At 72.4% G+C, this 17,145-nt stretch carries 15 protein-coding genes and 1 pseudogene; 9 read left to right on the forward strand and 7 right to left on the reverse strand.

The genetic code is table 11. From position 1 onward, the window contains the following. Positions 1–6: 6 nt before the first annotated feature. From ACNAW0_RS07805 to ACNAW0_RS07815, 3 genes are all read right to left on the reverse strand, one after another. Positions 7–435 carry a hypothetical protein gene (locus ACNAW0_RS07805; RefSeq protein ID WP_416287061.1) on the reverse strand — a complete coding sequence of 143 codons (429 nt, stop codon included), beginning with the start codon at positions 433–435 and terminating at the stop codon, positions 7–9. A gap of 167 nt (positions 436–602) precedes the next feature. Continuing rightward, complete coding sequence (locus ACNAW0_RS07810) at positions 603–1,811, reverse strand: cation:proton antiporter (RefSeq protein WP_416287062.1); 1,209 nt, start codon at positions 1,809–1,811, stop codon at positions 603–605. A 7-nt stretch (positions 1,812–1,818) separates the two neighbouring features. Then, complete coding sequence (locus ACNAW0_RS07815) at positions 1,819–2,319, reverse strand: cation:proton antiporter regulatory subunit (protein WP_416287063.1); 501 nt, start codon at positions 2,317–2,319, stop codon at positions 1,819–1,821. A gap of 52 nt (positions 2,320–2,371) precedes the next feature. Here ACNAW0_RS07815 and ACNAW0_RS07820 point away from each other — a divergent pair, with 52 nt between their 5' ends. Continuing rightward, positions 2,372–3,442, forward strand: coding sequence for a hypothetical protein (locus tag ACNAW0_RS07820; RefSeq protein ID WP_416287064.1), 1,071 nt, complete (start codon positions 2,372–2,374; stop codon positions 3,440–3,442). Between the two features lie 225 nt (positions 3,443–3,667). Here ACNAW0_RS07820 and ACNAW0_RS07825 read toward each other — a convergent pair. After that, positions 3,668–3,826 (reverse strand): annotated as a pseudogene (locus ACNAW0_RS07825) (GntR family transcriptional regulator); the annotation flags it as partial. Positions 3,827–4,099: 273 nt separating this feature from the next. On the opposite strand from ACNAW0_RS07825, the gene clpB reads away from it, so the two are divergent. The 8 genes from clpB to ACNAW0_RS07865 all read left to right on the forward strand — a co-directional run bounded on the left by clpB (position 4,100) and on the right by ACNAW0_RS07865 (position 11,870). After that, complete coding sequence (clpB, locus tag ACNAW0_RS07830) at positions 4,100–6,691, forward strand: ATP-dependent chaperone ClpB (protein WP_416287065.1); 2,592 nt, start codon at positions 4,100–4,102, stop codon at positions 6,689–6,691. A 151-nt stretch (positions 6,692–6,842) separates the two neighbouring features. Next, positions 6,843–7,220, forward strand: a complete 378-nt coding sequence (locus ACNAW0_RS07835) for a hypothetical protein (RefSeq protein ID WP_416287066.1) — start codon at positions 6,843–6,845, stop codon at positions 7,218–7,220. Positions 7,221–7,375: 155 nt separating this feature from the next. Next, on the forward strand, positions 7,376–8,002 hold the full coding sequence (locus ACNAW0_RS07840) for a DUF4178 domain-containing protein (RefSeq protein WP_416287067.1): 627 nt from the start codon (positions 7,376–7,378) through the stop codon (positions 8,000–8,002). A gap of 73 nt (positions 8,003–8,075) precedes the next feature. Continuing rightward, positions 8,076–8,900: a hypothetical protein gene (locus tag ACNAW0_RS07845; RefSeq protein WP_416287068.1), complete on the forward strand. Its 825-nt coding sequence runs from the start codon at positions 8,076–8,078 to the stop codon at positions 8,898–8,900. Positions 8,901–8,972: 72 nt separating this feature from the next. Further along, positions 8,973–9,923 carry a hypothetical protein gene (locus ACNAW0_RS07850; RefSeq protein ID WP_416287069.1) on the forward strand — a complete coding sequence of 317 codons (951 nt, stop codon included), beginning with the start codon at positions 8,973–8,975 and terminating at the stop codon, positions 9,921–9,923. Continuing rightward, positions 9,920–10,729, forward strand: a complete 810-nt coding sequence (locus ACNAW0_RS07855) for an SDR family NAD(P)-dependent oxidoreductase (protein ID WP_416287070.1) — start codon at positions 9,920–9,922, stop codon at positions 10,727–10,729. The genes ACNAW0_RS07850 and ACNAW0_RS07855 overlap by 4 nt, the downstream gene beginning before the upstream one ends. Before the next feature lie 166 nt (positions 10,730–10,895). Continuing rightward, the gene (gene pyrE / locus ACNAW0_RS07860) at positions 10,896–11,435 is read left to right on the forward strand and encodes an orotate phosphoribosyltransferase (protein ID WP_416287179.1); all 540 of its coding nucleotides are present in this window, start codon (positions 10,896–10,898) and stop codon (positions 11,433–11,435) included. Positions 11,436–11,492: 57 nt separating this feature from the next. Continuing rightward, entirely contained in the window at positions 11,493–11,870 is a 378-nt protein-coding gene (locus ACNAW0_RS07865) for an ArsR/SmtB family transcription factor (protein WP_007073957.1), read from the forward strand. Between the two features lie 344 nt (positions 11,871–12,214). Here the strand turns inward: ACNAW0_RS07865 and ACNAW0_RS07870 are convergent, their stop codons facing one another. The 3 genes from ACNAW0_RS07870 to ACNAW0_RS07880 all read right to left on the reverse strand — a co-directional run bounded on the left by ACNAW0_RS07870 (position 12,215) and on the right by ACNAW0_RS07880 (position 17,030). Further along, positions 12,215–12,991 (reverse strand): DedA family protein, encoded by a 777-nt coding sequence (locus ACNAW0_RS07870; RefSeq protein WP_416287180.1) that lies wholly within the window; start codon positions 12,989–12,991, stop codon positions 12,215–12,217. 80 nt (positions 12,992–13,071) lie between these two features. Beyond that, the gene (locus tag ACNAW0_RS07875) at positions 13,072–15,588 is read right to left on the reverse strand and encodes a polynucleotide kinase-phosphatase (protein ID WP_416287071.1); all 2,517 of its coding nucleotides are present in this window, start codon (positions 15,586–15,588) and stop codon (positions 13,072–13,074) included. Further along, positions 15,585–17,030, reverse strand: coding sequence for a 3' terminal RNA ribose 2'-O-methyltransferase Hen1 (locus tag ACNAW0_RS07880; RefSeq protein WP_416287072.1), 1,446 nt, complete (start codon positions 17,028–17,030; stop codon positions 15,585–15,587). Before ACNAW0_RS07880 ends, ACNAW0_RS07875 begins: the two co-directional genes overlap by 4 nt. Positions 17,031–17,145: the final 115 nt, after the last annotated feature.

Consider the following 17,145-nt stretch of genomic DNA (forward strand, 5'->3'; position numbering starts at 1 on the left):
CTTTCGTCAGAGTCGGCGGTTCTCCCGGACCAGGCCGCCCTCGCACCAGTCCCGGTAGGCGAAGAGGTCCGGCCGGGCGAGCAGCACCCGGCTGTTGTGCGCCCAGTTGCGCATCAGCTCGTCGCCGGCCCGTTCGGCGTGCTCGACGAGCTTGCGGAAGCGGCGCTTCGGGTGGGCGCGGAATTTCGTCTGGATGCCGTCGGCGGCGTAGATGTAGAGGCAGTGCAGGGCGAACCGGCGGGCCGGGCAGGCCGGATCCATGGCCAGCTCGAAGAGCGTCCCCACCAGGTGGCCACCGGAGACCAACAGGTCCCAGTCCGGGGGCATCGAGGCCAGCGGTACGGAATTCGGCTGGTACGCCCACGTTCGCAGCTCGGCCGGTGAGGGATCGACCGGGTTGGCGAAGCCGCGGAACGTCTCTTCCTGCACGCTCACCGGCCAACCTTCCGTTTCCGCTGGCGAAGCCACCGGCCACCCGCGGGCCTGGCGCTGGGGCGAAACGGTAACGCGGTTCGGCGTACCGGCGGTAGACCTTCCCAGAACCAATTCGCCAACCGTTGGCCGGGCCGGGGCGGCCGTTAGGCCGACCCGGCCCGACGTACTCATTCTGGGGCCGGCACCGGTGCGGGCGGCCGGGCGGCGACCCGCTGGCGCAACCAGCGCTTGAACCAGGGCATGTCGGGCAGCCGGGCCAGCAGCGGTCCGGTCACCACGGTGATCAGCACGTACGCCGTGGCGAGCCCCGCCAGCTTGGACTCCACCGGTTGCGCGGCGGCGACGGCGAGCCCCGCGATGACGATGGAGAACTCGCCGCGCGGGGTGAGCGCGAAACCGGCCCGCCATCGACCGGGCTCGGCGATCCCGGCTCGCCGGGCCGCCAGGTAACCGGTGAGCAGCTTCGTGCCCATGGTCACCACGGCCAGCGCCAGTGCCGGCAGCAGCACCGGAGGCATGTCCCTCGGGTCGGTGACCAGCCCGAAGAACACGAAGAAGACCGCGGCGAAGAGGTCCCGCAGCGGCGACAGCAACTCGGTGGCGTGGTGTGCCACCGGCCCGGAGAGGGCGATGCCGACCAGGAACGCCCCGACCGCCGCGGAGACCTGGAGCTTGGCCGCGGCGCCGGCGACCAGCAGGGTCAGCCCGAGCACCCCGAGCAGCAGTGCCTCCGGATCCTTCGCGGAGAGCGCCGAGGAGATCAGGTGGCCGTACCGGATGGCGACGAACAGCACGGCGATCACGGTGAACACCGCGACGGCGAGCGCCATGCCGCCCTTGATCAAGCCGATCCCGGCGAGCAGCGCGGTGAGCAGCGGCAGGTAGAGGGCCATCGCAAGGTCCTCGATCACCAGGACGGAGAGGATCACCGGGGTCTCCCGGTTACCGACCCGGCCGAGGTCGCCGAGGACCTTGGCGATCACCCCGGACGAGGAGACCCAGGTGACGCCGGCGAGCACCACGGCCGCGAGCCAGCCCCAGCCGAGCAGCAGCGCGAAGGCGAAGCCGGGCAGCGCGTTGAGCAGCGCGTCGATCAGGCCGGCCGGGGCCGCCGAACGGAGGTTGCCCACCAGTTCGCTGGCGCTGTATTCCAGGCCGAGCATGACCAGCAGCAGGATCACACCGATCTCCGCGCCGATGGCGAAGAATTCCTCGCTGGCGTTGAGCGGCAGTATGCCGCCCGTACCGAAGGCGAGGCCGGCGAGCAGATAGAGGGGGATGGGTGAGACGCCGAAGCGCCGGCTGAGCCGGCCGAGCAGGCCGAGCAGGAGCAGCAGCGCGCCGACCTCGACGAGCAGTGTTGTGGTTTCGTGCATCCGCGCCTCAGCCGTCCGGGTCTGCTTCGGCAAGGATCGCGCTCACCCCGTCGAGGCCCTGCCGGGTACCGACCACGACCACCACGTCACCGGCGGCGAAGCGGAAGGTGGGATCCGGTGAGACGATCACCTCGCCGTGGCGCAGCACCGCGACGATGGACGCGCCGGTGCGGGTCCGCGTCTGGGTGTCGCCCAGTTGCCGGTTGACGTACTTGGTGCCGGCGGGGATGGCGATCTGCTCGGTGAGCAGCCCGGCGGCCTGGTCGCGCAGCCCGGAGAGCTGGCTGAGCATCAGGGACGCGCCGAGGATGTCGGCGAGCGCCTCCGCCTCGTCGTCGGTGAGGGGTATGTCCGCCTGACAGGAGTCCGGATCGTCTGGATCGTAGAGAACCAGGTCACGACGGCCGTTGCGGTGGGAGACCACGCCGAGCCGGCGGCCGGATTCCGTCACCAGATCGTGACGTACTCCGATCCCCGGTAGGGCAGTCTGTTCAACACGTACTCGCACGCGGGCGAGGCTACCTTGCGTTGGAGGTGTCGTGAACCGGCGATCGGGCCGCATGGCGACACTCTTCCTGATGTTGCCGCTGCTGGTGGCCTGTTCGATCGGAGATGTCCGGCGTCCGCCGCCGAACCGGGCGTCCGTGTCGCCCGAGCCGGTCGCCACCACGCCGCCGGCCGCCGACGTTCACGAGGTACGCGTCGTCCGGGTCGCCGTACCCGACCGGTACGACCCGCCGGTCATCGAGTTCGTCGACGCCGATCGGGCGTACGCCCTCTTCGCCACCTGCGACGGCGGGCCGCCCGGCCGGGACTGTCCCGCGCTGCTCTTCGCCACCCGGGACGGCGGCCGGTCCTGGCAGGCGCTGTTGCATCCCCGGCCGGTCGCGGAGAACCAGCAGCTCTACGCCCCGCAGGGCCTGCTCGCGCTCAATGCCGAGCCGTTCGGCTGGTACGCCTCGACCGACGGCGGCGTGACCTTCATCCACTATCCGGAGGCCGCGGAGCCGCCCGCGCTGGTCGGGGCCAGCGGCCAGTTCCAGATGGCCGGGGACAGCGGCCGGGTGGCCCGCTGGGACGGTCGCCGGCTGCGCCCGTTGGCCGTCCAGCCCGGACTGCCGATGGTGAGTGCGGTGCGCGAGGCGGGGGACCTGCTGGTGGCGGCCGGTGCGGCCGACGGGCGGCCGTACGCCGCGGTCTCGACGGACCAGGGGCGGAGCTGGCAGCGGAGCCCGGTGCCGGCGCCCGACGGCGAGGTGGAGGTGGTGCGGGTGATGTCCGCGCCCGACGGCGAGGTCTGGCTGATCGGGGAGCGGCCGGACCGGATGGGCTTCCCGGCGCTCTGGATTTATCGGGGTAACTGGCAGCTGGTGCGGGCCGCCGGCCACCCCGACGACATGCGCTCGGTGGCGCCGGTCGGTGCCGGGCGGGTGGCGGTGACCGGGCCGGACGGCGTGGGCGTGGTGGTGGACGGCCGGTACGAGCGGGTCAGCTGGCCGGTCGGCCCCGAGCACTACCTCTACCTGCTCGATGACGGCACGCTGGTGGCCAAGGCCCCGGACGAGGTCATCCTCGCCGTCGGCCCGCCCGGCGCCCGCCAGTGGATCAGGGTGGCCCTGGTCGGCGACTGACGACCGGCCGTGCTGTGGTCCGGTGTGCTGCCGTGTGCTGTCGCGCTCCGGCGGCCGGCACCTGTGGTGGTCGCCCTTTGGAGCTGAGTCGTTTGTGCCATCACTCCGAACGTCCGCCAACCATGATCGTTGGCAGTCCAGCGAGCCGACACGCCGAGGGAAACCCAGCGTGCCTGTCACGGATCATGACCCAGCCCGCTGCCCGATCCGCCTACCCGCATTCGCCTACTTGGGCTCGGCGACGAATACGCCGACCCCTTCGAGAGTCTCGGTCAGACCGGTCGCACGCAGGATCATCATGGCCTTGCCGAAAACGGTGTCCGACACGCCGTATTCCTTGCACAGTTGTGATCGGCTCGGCAGCTTGGTGCCGGGCGGCCACTCTGCTGGCCTTCCTGGCCGCTGTCGACCTCGGCGGGATCACCGTCTCGACCGAGGACAACCAGTGCGTACGCCACTGGGTTTTCTGTGACCGCAAGCTCGACGGCGGCGGGCGTTGCGTCCTGCGCGCCGATCATGAAACGCCCTGTACGGCTCGCCTGCCCCGCTGACCGGCCTTCGCGGTGAAGTGAGCCAGCTCACACCGTTGGAGTTGAGCGGAATAGACTCAACTCTGGTTGTGTCGGTCCTAGCGGACACGCCGATCCGGGGGAGCCCATGAACACGGAACGCCTCACCACCAAGAGCCGCGAGACCATCACCGGTGCCGTCGCGCTGGCGAACCAACGCGGTCACGCCACCGTGGAGCCCTGGCACCTGCTGCTGTCGCTGCTGGGCACCGAGGGCTCGACCGCCGCCGGCCTGCTGCGCGCCGTCGGGGCCGACCCCGCCGAGCTGCGCCGGGTCGCCCAGCGCTCGGTCGACGCGCTGCCCGCCGCACGCGGCTCCAGCATCGCCGAGCCCACCCTGGCCCGCGAGTTCGTCAACGCCATCGGAGCCGCCGAGCAGATCGCCCGGCCGCTCGGCGACGAGTACACCTCGACCGAGCACCTGCTCGCCGGGCTGGCCCGGGTGGGCGGCGCGGTCTCCGTCGCGCTCAAGAGCTCCGGCGCCACCGAGGAGAACCTGGTCGCCGCCTTCCCGACCGTACGCGGCGGGGACCGGCGGGTCACCACCGCCGACCCGGAGCAGACCTACCAGGCCCTCGCCAAGTACGGCGTGGACCTGACCGCCAGCGCCCGCGACGGGAAGATCGATCCGGTCATCGGCCGGGATTCCGAGATCCGCCGGGTGATCCAGGTGCTGTCCAGGCGTACCAAGAACAACCCGGTGCTGATCGGCGAGCCGGGCGTCGGCAAGACCGCCATCGTCGAGGGCCTGGCCCAGCGGATCGTCGCCGGTGACGTGCCCGAGTCGCTGCGGGACAAGAAGCTGGTCTCGCTCGACCTCGGCGCGATGGTGGCCGGCGCGCAGTACCGCGGCCAGTTCGAGGAGCGCCTGAAGTCGGTGCTGGAGGAGATCAAGAACTCCGACGGTCAGGTCATCACCTTCCTCGACGAGCTGCACACCGTCGTCGGCGCCGGCAAGAGCGAGGGCTCGATGGACGCCGGCAACATGCTCAAGCCGATGCTGGCCCGCGGTGAGCTGCGGATGGTCGGCGCGACCACGCTGGACGAGTACCGCGAGCACATCGAGAAGGACCCGGCACTGGAGCGCCGCTTCCAGCCGGTACTGGTCGGCGAGCCGACCATCGAGGACACCATCGGCATCCTGCGCGGCCTCAAGGAGCGCTACGAGGTGCACCACGGCGTGCGCATCACCGACGCCGCGCTGGTCGCCGCCGCCGCCCTGTCCGACCGCTACATCACCGACCGGTTCCTGCCCGACAAGGCGATCGACCTGGTCGACGAGTCCGCGTCGCGGCTCCGCATGGAGATCGACTCCCGGCCGGTCGAGGTGGACGAGATCGAGCGGTCGGTGCGCCGGCTGGAGATCGAGGAGATGGCGCTGGCCAAGGAGCCGGACGCCGCCTCCGCCGAGCGGCTGGCGCGGCTACGCAGGGAGCTGGCCGACAAGCGCGAGCAGCTCACCGCGCTCTCCGAGCGCTGGCAGCTGGAGAAGAGCCACATCACCAAGCTCTCCACGGCCAAGGAGGAGCTGGAGCGGCTCGGCGGCGAGGCCGAGCGGGCCGAGCGCGACGGCGAGCTCGAACGCGCCGCCGAGCTGCGGTACGGCCAGATTCCCGCGCTCAAGGCCGAGCTGAAGCAGGCCGAGGAGGAGCTGTCCCGGCTCCAGGCCGACGGCGCGATGCTCAAGGAGGAGGTCGGCGCGGACGACATCGCCGCCGTGGTCGCCTCCTGGACCGGCATCCCCGCCGGCCGGCTGCTGGAAGGCGAGACCGCCAAGCTGCTGCGTATGGAGGAATCGCTGGGCGCCCGCGTGGTCGGCCAGTCCGAGGCGGTAGCAGCCGTTTCCGACGCGGTCCGCCGTGCCCGGGCCGGCGTCGCCGACCCGGACCGTCCGACGGGCAGCTTCCTCTTCCTCGGTCCGACCGGTGTCGGCAAGACCGAGCTGGCCAAGGCGCTCGCCGAGTTCCTCTTCGACGACGAGCGGGCCATGGTCCGCATCGACATGAGCGAGTACGGCGAGAAGCACTCCGTCGCCCGCCTGGTCGGCGCCCCGCCCGGGTACGTCGGCTACGAGGAGGGCGGGCAGCTCACCGAGGCGGTGCGCCGCCGGCCGTACTCGGTGATCCTGCTGGACGAGGTGGAGAAGGCCCACCCCGACGTCTTCGACGTGCTGCTCCAGGTGCTCGACGACGGCCGGCTCACCGACGGCCAGGGCCGTACGGTGGACTTCCGCAACGCGATCCTGATCCTCACCTCGAACCTGGGATCGTCGGTGATCAGCGACCTGACGCTGACCGAGGAGGAGCGCCGGGAGGGCGTCCTCGCGGTGGTCCGGTCGCACTTCAAGCCGGAGTTCCTCAACCGCCTCGACGACATCGTGGTGTTCGCCGCCCTCCAGGGCGAGGACCTGCGGACCATCGTCGACATCCGGCTCGACCGGATGCGGAAGCGTCTCGCCGACCGGCGGTTGGCGCTGGTCATCACCGATGCCGCCCGGGTGTGGCTCGCCGAGCACGGGTACGACCCGATCTACGGTGCCCGCCCGCTGCGCCGGCTGGTGCAGTCGGCGATCGGCGACCAGCTCGCCAAGGCGCTGCTCGCCGGCCAGATCCGCGACGGCGACACGGTCCGGGTCGACCTGGCCGACACCAAGGATGCCCTCGCCGTGACCGCCGCCTGACCGACACCGCCCAACCCGGCCGGATCCGCGACCGCGGATCCGGCCGGACCCGTTGACCGAGAGGTACGGGTCGCCGAGCGCGCCACCTGTGCCGCCGCAAACTCTTGATCGACTGCTGTCGGGGCGGGCCCGGTGGGGGAAGGATGGGGGGATGGTGGGAGACGGGGACTGGGAACGGGAACTGGGTGCGGCCGTCCGGGAGTTGGTGGCGGCGGACACGCTTGCCTTCGGCGGGGTGGGGATCGCCGGCACGCTGCTGCCGGCGACCGAGGCGTACCGGCAGGTGGAGCGAGCGCTGGAGGCGCATCCGGCGGAGGCCCGGCAGCAGCTCGACCAGCTGCTGGAGCATGGCTCGCCGGCCGGGAAGGCGTACGCCGCCGCGCTGCTGGACACCGTCGACCGGGCGGCCGGCCGCGCGGCCTGGACCCGGCTGCGCGACGACCCGGGTGAGCTCACCACGTTCACCGGCTGCCTGATGGACCAGACCACGCTCGGCGCGTACGCGGCGGAGCGGCTCACCGCGGAGTGAACCACTCGGCATGGAGGCCGACGCCGAGCGCCACCGGACAACCGACCGACCCGGGTGCCGGTACGCCAGATAGCTGACCGCTGACTCAGCAGACGAGCTGTTCGGCGAGGTGAGCGGGTTGTTACCGTCTCTGCTGGGCGCGTGGGGAGGCGGTCGTGAACGGTTCGACGGCGTACGTGGTGACGGGGTGTCTGGTCGGAGTGGCCGGTGTGGCGATCGGCGTGGTGGTGCTACGCAAGGCCCGGTCCGGGTCGCGTACGCCGGCCCCCGGTGACCAGGTCCGGGACGGCGACGCCCTGCGCGGCGACCCGCGCCGGCTCAAGCCCGGCGACATCGTGGAGATCCGCCAGGTGCCGTACACCGTCCGCGGCTCGGTGCACCTGGTCGAGGGCGGATGGAGCTGGGCCGAGCACCTGCTCGACGACGCGGTCGGGATCAGGCGCTGGCTTTCCGTCGAGGAGGACCCGGACCTGGAGTTGGTGCTCTGGACCAGCGAGCCGTCCGCCACCGTCACCCCGGGCGCGCCCACTCTGGATGTCGCCGGTCGGCGCTACAGCTGGGACGAGTCCGGCCAGGCGCGCTACACCGCCACCGAGGGCACCGGCCTCGCCCCGCGCGGCACCATGCGCTACCACGACTACCAGGCGCCCGGCGGGGCCCGGCTCGCCTTCGAGTCGTACGGGGAGGCCGGCTGGGCGGTGAACCTCGGCGAGAAGCTGCACCGTGCCGAGGTGATGATCTACCCGCAGGGCGGCTCCGAGCAGGCGGCCCGGCACGGCTGATGACCAGGCGCGGGCCTGTGCTCACCTGGCCCGGGCTCGTTACGGTAGGCGTGTGATCCAGGGAGGGAGAATCATGGCCGATACCTCGGGGTCGGCGCCCCGCGCCCGTCCGGGCGTGGTGACGGCGTCCAGTTGGCTACTCATCCTCGTCGCCGCCATCCAGGTGGTGAACCTGATCCTGACGCTGTTCACCATCGGCACGCTCCGCGACGTGTTGCGGGACGCCTACCGCGGCACCCCTGGCGAGCCGGCGGCCGATCTCACCTATGTGATCGGCATCGGGGCGGCCGTGATCTCGCTGCTGCTCGCGATCGGGCTTGTCGTCCTCGCCCTGTTGAACAACCGGGGCAAGAACGGCGCCCGGATCACCACCTGGGTGCTGGGCGGCATCCTGCTCTGCTGCACCGGCGGCGGCCTGGTGAGCAACGCGGCCGGCGGCCTGACCAACGGCGGTTCGACCAGCGGCAACATGCCGAGCAGCCAGGAGATCCAGCGCCGGTTGGAGGAGGCCTTGCCGTCCTGGTACAGCCCGCTCTCCACCGCGCTTGGCCTGCTCGACCTGCTCGCCCTGCTGGCCGCCCTGATCCTGCTGGCGCTGCCCAAGGCGAACGAGTACTTCCGCAAGCCGCAGCCGATCTGGGAGCCTCCGGTGCCGGGTGCGGCCTACCCGGGCTACCCGTCGACCCCCGGTTACCCCCAGGCCCCGGGCTATCCGCAGGCGCCGGGCTATCCGCAAGCCCCCGGTTACCCGCAGACACCGGGCTATCCGCCGGCTCAGGGCCAGCCGGGCCAGCCGCCGGTCCCGGGCCAGCCGGGTCAACCGCCGGCTCCGGGGCAGCCCGGCCCATCACCGGAGCCCGGCGAGCGCCGCGAGTGGGAGCCGCCCTCGGGAAGTTGACGTTCCGATAACAGCGACGCCGACGATCCCTCCGAGTAGGTTGCAAGCCGACGCCTACCGGAGGGATCTGTCGTGTCGTATCCCGTTCAGGCCCCGCCCCGCCGCCCGGGGCCGGTCGCCTCGGCGGCGGCGGTGCTGCTGCTGATGGTGGTCGGCGCGGTGGCGTACGCGGTCGCCAGCCTGCTCGTCACGGGCGGCACGGTGGACCGGTTCCGCGCGGCGGCGGCCGGGACCGGAGCCAGCGGCGGCGAGATCGACACGGTGGCGTCATTGGTACGCGCCTCCACCGTGCTGTCGGCCGTGATCAGCGTGCTCATAGCGCTGGTGCTCGTCGGGCTCGCCGTTGGCCTGCTCTCCGGCCGCCCCGGCGCCCGGGTGTTCACCTGGGTCGTTTCCGGGCTGGGCCTGTTTTTCGGCTGCTGTGGCCTGGCGGTGCTGATCGGCCAGCGAGCCGTCCCACTGCGCCTCGGCTCCGGCGAGCAGGTCACCGCCGACCTGCTCGCCCTCGTCGGCGATGCGTACCCGGCCTGGTGGATCCCGCTGAACGCGGCCGTGTCGGTGGCGCAGCTCCTCGGGTACCTGCTGGTCGCCGTACTGCTGGTCCTCCCCGCGGCCGGTGCCTTCTTCCGCCGCCCCATGCCCTCGGGCCCGACCGCCGGCCCGACGCCCCCGGCGGGCCCCATGCCCTCGGGCCCGACCATCGGTCCCACGCCGCCGGTGGGTCCCACGCCCCCGGCCGCGCCGACCGTCGGCGCCGGCCCGGCCTACGGCCCGTCGTCCGCGTCAGCTCCGCCGGCCTACGGTCCGTCGGCCCCGCCCGCCTCGGCCCCGCCCGCCTCGGCCCCGCCCGCGTCGGCCCCGCCGGCCTACGGATCCCCGTCGCCCTGGGCCCCGCCGCCCGGCCAGCCGACTGCCCCTCCGCCCGGGCCGACTCCACCCTCGCCGACTCCACCCCCGCCCGCCTCGACTCCACCCCCGTCGGCCCCGCCCGGGCCGATCCCATCCCCCGAGGACCGCCCGTGACCGATGAGGCCAACCACTCCCCGCGTCTCGCGTTGATCACCGGTGCCAGCCTGGGCATCGGCGAGGCGTTCGCCCGCCGGCTCGCCGCCGACGGGTGGGACCTGGTCCTGGTGGCCCGGGACGCCGACCGGCTCGACGCCACCGCCGCCGAGTTGACCCGCCGCTACGACCGCCGCGTCGAGACCATTTCCGCCGATCTGTCCACCGACGACGGCTGTACGGCGGTGGAGCGCCGGCTCCTCGCCGAGTCGCCGGTCGGGCTGCTGGTGAACAACGCCGGGACCAGTCTCAACACCCCGTTCGTCCGGTCGGCCGTCGAGGACGAGGCCCGACTGCTCCGGCTGAACGTGCTGGCGGTGCTGCGGCTGACCCACGCGGCCCTAGGCCCGATGACCGAGCGGGGCAACGGGGCAGTGATAAATATCTCTTCCGTTGCCGGTTTCGGCGTGCCGATGCCGGGCTCGACGTACTCGGCCAGCAAGGCGTGGGTCACGAATTTCAGTGAGTCGATCGGCCGGTCGGTGGCGCCGTTCGGGGTACGGGTGATGGCACTCTGCCCTGGCTACACCCGTACCGGCTACCACGAGCGCGCCGGCATCGACATGTCGCGTATCCCGGCCTGGATGTGGCTGCGAGCCGACGACGTGGTCGACGAAGGGCTGCGTGACCTGCGGAAAGGCAAGCTGGTGAGTGTGCCGGGCTGGAAGTACAAGTTGGTCGTGGCGGGCCTGCGGCACGCGCCCCGACGGCTGCTGCACGGCGTCTCCCGGGACACCCGCGGGCGGGTCGCACGTGGTGCCGACTGACCTCAGGCCGGTCCGGTGGGCGTCCCGGCGACGGGATCGGCGCCCGTCGGCCCGGATGGACGGTCGCGTAGCGTAGCCGGACATCGCCATCCGTCGGTCGCCCGCAGGGTTGATCCCGGAGGACCCGACACACGTTCCTCAGAACTGCGCAGTACTCTCTATCGCCATGGGGGACCACGACGACCTGCGTAAATTCATCACCGACCTGGCTGTGGTCCATGGGCGCGTGGTGCTCTCGTCCGGCCGCGAGGCAGACTGGTACGTCGATCTGCGTCGCGTCACGCTGCATCACCGAGCGGCGCCGTTGGTCGGTCGGGTGATGCGTGACCTCACCGCCGACTGGGAGTACGACGCGGTGGGTGGACTGACCCTCGGGGCCGATCCGGTTGCCGCGGCGATGCTGCACGCGGCGGCCGAGACCGACCGGCCGCTGGACGCGTTCGTGGTCCGCAAGGCGGGCAAGGCGCACGGCCTCCAGCGGCGCATCGAGGGGCCGGACGTCGTGGGCCGCCGGGTCCTGGCGGTCGAGGACACGTCGACCACCGGCGGCAGTGTGTTGGCCGCGGTCGAGGCGTTGCGTGAGGCCGGGGCCGAGGTGGTTGGGGTAGCGGTTATTGTTGATCGAGGCGCCGGCGACGCGGTGCGAGCCGCCGGACTGCCGTATCGAGCGGCCTATACGTTGGCTGACCTCGGCCTTGTGGCGTAAAAGTTTGCCGATTCGGACCTGTTGATATGCAGGCGGATCGATGCTGCTGGTGGAAGGATGGAATACGTGGGAACTGCGTTGGCTGAAATGACCATGCCTCAGATCTCGCCGCTCGCCGGCGAGCCGATCGAACGTGCCGATGCCGAGCGTCTCGCGGGGGTGCTGAAGGCCCTCGCCGACCCTGCCCGGTTGCGGCTGCTCAGCCTGATCCAGTCGGCGCCTGAGGGCGAGGCGTGCGTGTGTGACCTCACCGCGCCGCTCGGCCTCTCGCAGCCGACGGTCAGCCACCATCTGCGTATCCTCACCGAGGCCGGCTTGCTGGAGCGGGAGAAGCGTGGAGTCTGGGCGTACTACCGACTGGTGCCGACCGCGATCGCCACGATCGCGGACCTGCTCACCCCGCCGCGGAAGCGGGCCACCAAGAAGGCCCGCTGAAACCGGACGTATCCGAGGTCCGGGTGGGCTGTCCGGGGTCGCGGCGCGGCCTCAGACTGGCCTTCGTCCGGCCTGGGGTGCCGTCTAGCGGCGCCGAGGTCGGATGGCCGCCCGGCCTTCATTCGGTCCGGAGTGCCGTCTAGCGGCGCGGAGGCCGAATTATGGCCGCCAGCCGGGCCCGGATGGGCATACGCCGCCTCACTCGAGGCGGCGTCGGGTGGCGTGCCAGGGGTGGCGCCACCGGACGGTGACGGCTGCCCGTCATCCGTACCACCCGCAGGTCGACAGGCCGTTGCCGATTGGCCGGCCCCCGCAGGGGGACCGGCCAATCGGCGTACCCAGTATCAGCGGCCGTGCCGGCCGTGCTGCGAGTCGTCGTCGTCCCCGGCCTCTGGACGGAGCGCGTCGATGGCACCGGCCGTGCCGGACGCGGCGACCACGCTGACCGCCTCGCCGCGCTTGCGTGCCCGTCGGTCGCGGAGGAACTCGAAGAAGATCGGCAGCACCGAGATCACGATGATCAGCGCGACCACCGGCAGGATGTACCGGTCGATCTTGTCGCCGATCGCGTTGTAGATCTGGGCGGCCAGCAGGTAGCCGATCAGCAGGATGCCGTCCACCCAGAGGACCGCGCCGACGATGTTCCAGAGCAGGAACTGCCGGGCCGGCATGCCGAGTACCCCGGCCACCGGGTTGAGGAAGGTCCGCACGATCGGGATGAAGCGGGCCAGCACCACGGCCTTCGCCGGGCCGAACTTCTGGAAGTAGTACTCGGCCTTCTCCACGTACTCCCGCTTGAAGAGGCGGGAGTTGGGGCGTTCGAACATCCGCCGGCCGTACCGGCCGCCGAGCCAGTGCCCGAACTGGGCACCGGCGATCGCACAGATCGGCCCGCCGATCAGCAGCGCGACCAGGTTCAGGCGGGTGCCGGCGCCGAAGATCGCGTCCGCCACCGACGAGGAGGCCACCCCAGCCAGGAAGAGCAGCGAGTCGCCGGGGAAGAAGAAGCCGACCAGCAGGCCGGTCTCGGCGAAGAGGATCGCCCAGACGCCGATCAGGCCGAAGGTGTGAATCAGCTCCTTCGGGTCGAGCGGGTTCAGCGCGACGCTCTCGGAGAGCATCCGGGTCTTCTCTGCTGTGTCCACGGCCACAAAGGGTACCGAAGCCCGGTCCGGCGTCATGCCGGACCGGGCGTACCAGGTCAAAGGCGGGGGTCGACGGGCTCGGACTCGCAGGCGAGGATGGCGAAGACGAGTTCGTGGCGGCGCCAGAGCGGGGCATCCTCGGCGAGGGCGTCCAGGGCGGCCAGCCCGAGGGCGTGCTCGCGCAAAGCCAGGCCGCGCTTGCGTCCCAGCGAGCGTTTGCGCAGTGCGGCCAGCTGCCCCGGCTCGGTGTACCCGGGGCCGTAGATGATCCGCAGGTACTCCCGGCCCCGGCACTTGATCCCCGGCTGGAGCAGTGCGCCCTTCGGCGACCGGGCGGCGAGACCGGCGTACGGCTTGACCACCATGCCCTCACCGCCGGCCGCGGTGAGCGCCAGCCACCAGTCGGTCGCCGCCGCCACCGCCGCCGCGTCGGTCAGGTCGACCATCTGCCGCCGAGTCGGGGTGAAGAACTCCGGATCCGCCGTGCAGAGCCGGTCCGCCAGTGCCAGCTGCCAGTCGTGATCCCGGTCGGCGTAGCTGGCTCCGGCCCCGGCCAGCACGGCGAACGGCGCCAACGTCACCCCACGCAGCCCGTCAGTTGGCCCGACGTACGCCCGGTACGCCGCCGAGTACGCCCGCACCTCGGACTCCCGGTCGGCCATCCGGCCGCGTAGCTCCCCGACCGGCAGCCCCCGGCCGGCGGCGGCGTCCAGCGCGGCGAGCACCGCCGGCAGCGCGGCCCGGCCAGCCGCGCCGACCCCGGCGTACTGCTCGCGGATCAGCCCGCCCGCCTTCGCCGACCAGGGCAGCAGCTCGCAGTCGAGCAGCAACCAGTCGGTGCCCAGCTCGGCCCAGAGGCCGGCCGCGGTGACCGCCGCGCGGGCCCGGGCCAGCAGCTCGTCGTCGAGCGGCGGCCCGAAGAACGGCCGGCCGGTACGGGTGTACACCGCCCCGCCGGCGAACCGCCCCGGCTCCCGCTCCACCAGCACCACGGCCCGCGAGCCCATGTGCTTCTCCTCGCAGACCACCCGCTCCACACCGGCGGCGCGGTAGTCCGCGAAGGCCTGCTCCGGATGCTCCAGGAACCCCTCGACGGTCGACGTCGAACAGGGCGCCATGGTCGGCGGCAGCCAGACCAGCCGGCCCGGGTCGACCGCGTACCGGCTCATCACCTCCAGCGCGGCGGCGGCGTTCTCCGCCGGCACGGTCAGCGTCCCGTACGCGTGGGCGAGGTGCCGCCGCCCGGTGACGTCGGCCAGGTCCAGCACGGTGTCCGGGCGGCTCGGCGGGGGCGCGACCAGCGGGCGGGCCGGGGCGTACCACTCCTTCGCCGCCGGGACGGCGACCAGCTCCTTCTCCGGGTAGCGCAGCGCGGTGAGCGTGCCACCGAAGACGCAGCCGGTGTCGATGCAGATGGTGTTGTTCACCCACTCCGGCTCGGGGGTGGGAGTGTGGCCGTACACGACCATGGCCGAGCCCCGGTAGTCGCGTGCCCACGGGTAGCGGACCGGCAGGCCGTACTCGTCGGTCTCGCCGGTGGTCTCCCCGAACAGGGCGAACGACCGCACCCGGCCCGACGCCCGGCCCTGGTACGCCTCCTTCAGGCCGGCGTGCGCGACCACCAGCCGGCCGCCGTCCAGCACGTAGTGGCTGACCAGGCCGTCGATGAAGGTCGCCGTCTCGGCGACGAAGCTTTCCGGCTCCGACTCCAACTGGGCCATCGTCTCGGCCAGGCCGTGGGTGAGCCGCACGTCCCGCCCGCGCAGCTTGCGCAGCAGCTTCTGCTCGTGGTTGCCCGGCACGCAGATCGCGTGGCCGGCCGCCACCATGCCCATCACCAGCCGCAGCACGCCGGGCGAGTCCGGGCCGCGGTCCACCAGGTCACCCACGAAGACCGCGGTACGCCCGGCCGGGTGCACCGCGTCCACCGGGCGGCCCGCGTCGTCGCGGCGCAGGTCCCAGCCCAGCCGGAGCAGCAGCGCCTCCAGCTCCTCCCGGCAGCCGTGCACGTCGCCGACGATGTCGAACGGCCCGGTCAGCTCGCGCCGGTCGTTGAACAGCTTCTCGTAGCGGATCTCGGCGGCGTCGATCTCGTCGACCCCGCGCAGCACGTGCATCTTGCGGAAGCCCTCACGGGCCAGCCGCCCGTACGACTGCCGCAGGTCCCGCTGCATCCGGGCGAGCACCTGCCGGCCGTGCGTCCGGTCGGCCCGGCCCTGCGTACGCTCCCAGGCCAGCGCCTCCGGTACGTCCAGCACGATCGCCACCGGCAGCACGTCGTGCTCGCGGGCCACCTTGACCAGTGCGGCCCGGGCGTGCGGCTGGAGGTTGGTCGCGTCGACCACGGTGAGCCGGCCCCGGCGCAGCCGCAGCCCGGCGACGTGGTGCAGCGCGTCGAACGCGTCGGCGGAAGCGGACTGGTCGTTCTCGTCGTCGGCCACCATCCCCCGGAACGCGTCGGAGGAGAGCACCTGGCTGGGGAGGAAGTGCCGCCGGGCGAAGGCGGACTTGCCCGACCCGGAGACGCCGACCAGCGCCACCAGGGCGAGCTCGGGAATGTCCAGGATGGTCATGCGGTGGTCTCCTCCTTCCGGGTCGTTTGTTCCGTGCTGGTCAGCACCGCGATCTGTGTCGGGCTGCCCACGTCCGGGTCGTCGTCGCCGATGCCGCCGATCGTGGCGGTGTAGCCGTGGGCCGTCGCCACCCGGTCGACCCAGGCGGCGAACTCTGCCCGGGTCCACTCGAAGCGGTGGTCGGCGTGCCGGAACCGCCCGGCGCCCAACCCCTCGTAGCGGACGTTGTACTCGACGTTCGGGGTGGTCACCACGACCGTGCCGGGCCGGGCGTGCCCGAACACCGCGTCCTCCAGCGCCGGCAGGCGCGGCGGGTCGACGTGCTCGACGACCTCCATCAGCACCGCCGCGTCGTACCCGCGCAGCCGGTCGTCCCGATAGGTCAGCGCCGACTGCCACAGCTTGATCCGGTCCCGCTGCCGCTCCGGCAGCCGGTCCAGCCGCAGCCGCCGGGCGGCCAGGGCGAGCGCACGACTGGACACGTCGGTGCCGACGATCTCGGTGAACCGCCGGTCGGCGACCAGCGCGGCGAGCAGCGCCCCACCCCCACAGCCCAGGTCCAGCACCCGGCTGGCGCCGCTGGCCCGCAGCGCGGCCAGCACCGTCTCGCGCCGGCGTACGGCCAGTGAGGCGCGGGGTGCCTCGCGCGGCTGGTCGCTCTCGACGCTGTCGTCCGCGGGTGTCTCGTCGGCGAGGCGCAGCTCGGCCAGGCGGGCCAGCGCCTCGCCCGCGAGGGCCCGGCGGTGGGCCAGGTAGCGGCGGGTGATCAGGGACCGCTCCGGGTGGTCGGCCAGCCAGCCCGCGCCGGCCCGGAGCAGCTTGTCCACCTCGTCCGGCGCCACCCAGTAGTGCTTGGCGTCGTCCAGCACGGGCAGCAGCACGTACAGGTGGTTGAGCGCGTCGGCGACCCGCAGCGTGCCGGTGAGCGTCAGGTCGACGTAGCGGCTGTCGCCCCACTCCGGGTACGCCTCGTCCAGCGGGATCGGGGTGGCCGTCACCGCCCAGCCGAGCGGGGCGAAGACCCGTACGGCCAGTTCGGCACCGCCCCGACAGCGCAGCACCGGCGCCCGTACCGCCAGCGGGATCGGGGCGACGGCCAGCTCCGGCCGGGCGCGGGACTCGCCGCGCAGCGCCGACCGGAACACCTTGGCCAGCGCCGAGGAGAGCAGGCTGGACGCGGCGTACGGGCGGTCGTTGACGTACTGGCCGAGGGTGAACGTGCCCGGGGTGGCCGCCTGCCTGCGGCCCCGACCGCCGCCCAGCTTGAGCGGGTCGATCTCGACCAGCAGCGCCGCCGTGCACCGCTGCTCGTCCGCCTCCGGATAGAGCACGTGCGCGGTGCCCGTCGGCAGGTCGAAGCTCTGCACTCGGTCCGGGTGCTTGACGAGGAGGTGGCCGAGGTCGGTCGCGGGACGATGGGTCGTGGTCAGGGTCAGCAGCACTCGTCGATGGTGTCAGCTACGTCGATCGTGCGTCGTCCGGTTTTCCGCACTGACGACGCGGCGGAACGGCGACGCCCCGCCGACCGGTGCCGGTCGACGGAGCGTCGGGTGGTGT

The sequence above is a fragment of the Micromonospora sp. SL1-18 genome (assembly GCF_047921505.1).
Classification (GTDB): domain Bacteria; phylum Actinomycetota; class Actinomycetes; order Mycobacteriales; family Micromonosporaceae; genus Micromonospora.

Coding starts and splice junctions, on each gene's coding strand:
- ACNAW0_RS07810 (WP_416287062.1), bottom strand. CDS start 1,811: ATGCACGAAACCACAACACTGCTCGTCGAGGTCGGCGCGCTGCTGCTC.
- ACNAW0_RS07820 (WP_416287064.1), top strand. CDS start 2,372: ATGGCGACACTCTTCCTGATGTTGCCGCTGCTGGTGGCCTGTTCGATC.
- clpB (WP_416287065.1), top strand. CDS start 4,100: ATGAACACGGAACGCCTCACCACCAAGAGCCGCGAGACCATCACCGGT.
- ACNAW0_RS07835 (WP_416287066.1), top strand. CDS start 6,843: ATGGTGGGAGACGGGGACTGGGAACGGGAACTGGGTGCGGCCGTCCGG.
- ACNAW0_RS07845 (WP_416287068.1), top strand. CDS start 8,076: ATGGCCGATACCTCGGGGTCGGCGCCCCGCGCCCGTCCGGGCGTGGTG.
- pyrE (WP_416287179.1), top strand. CDS start 10,896: ATGGGGGACCACGACGACCTGCGTAAATTCATCACCGACCTGGCTGTG.
- ACNAW0_RS07865 (WP_007073957.1), top strand. CDS start 11,493: ATGGAATACGTGGGAACTGCGTTGGCTGAAATGACCATGCCTCAGATC.
- ACNAW0_RS07870 (WP_416287180.1), bottom strand. CDS start 12,991: ATGCTCTCCGAGAGCGTCGCGCTGAACCCGCTCGACCCGAAGGAGCTG.
- ACNAW0_RS07875 (WP_416287071.1), bottom strand. CDS start 15,588: ATGACCATCCTGGACATTCCCGAGCTCGCCCTGGTGGCGCTGGTCGGC.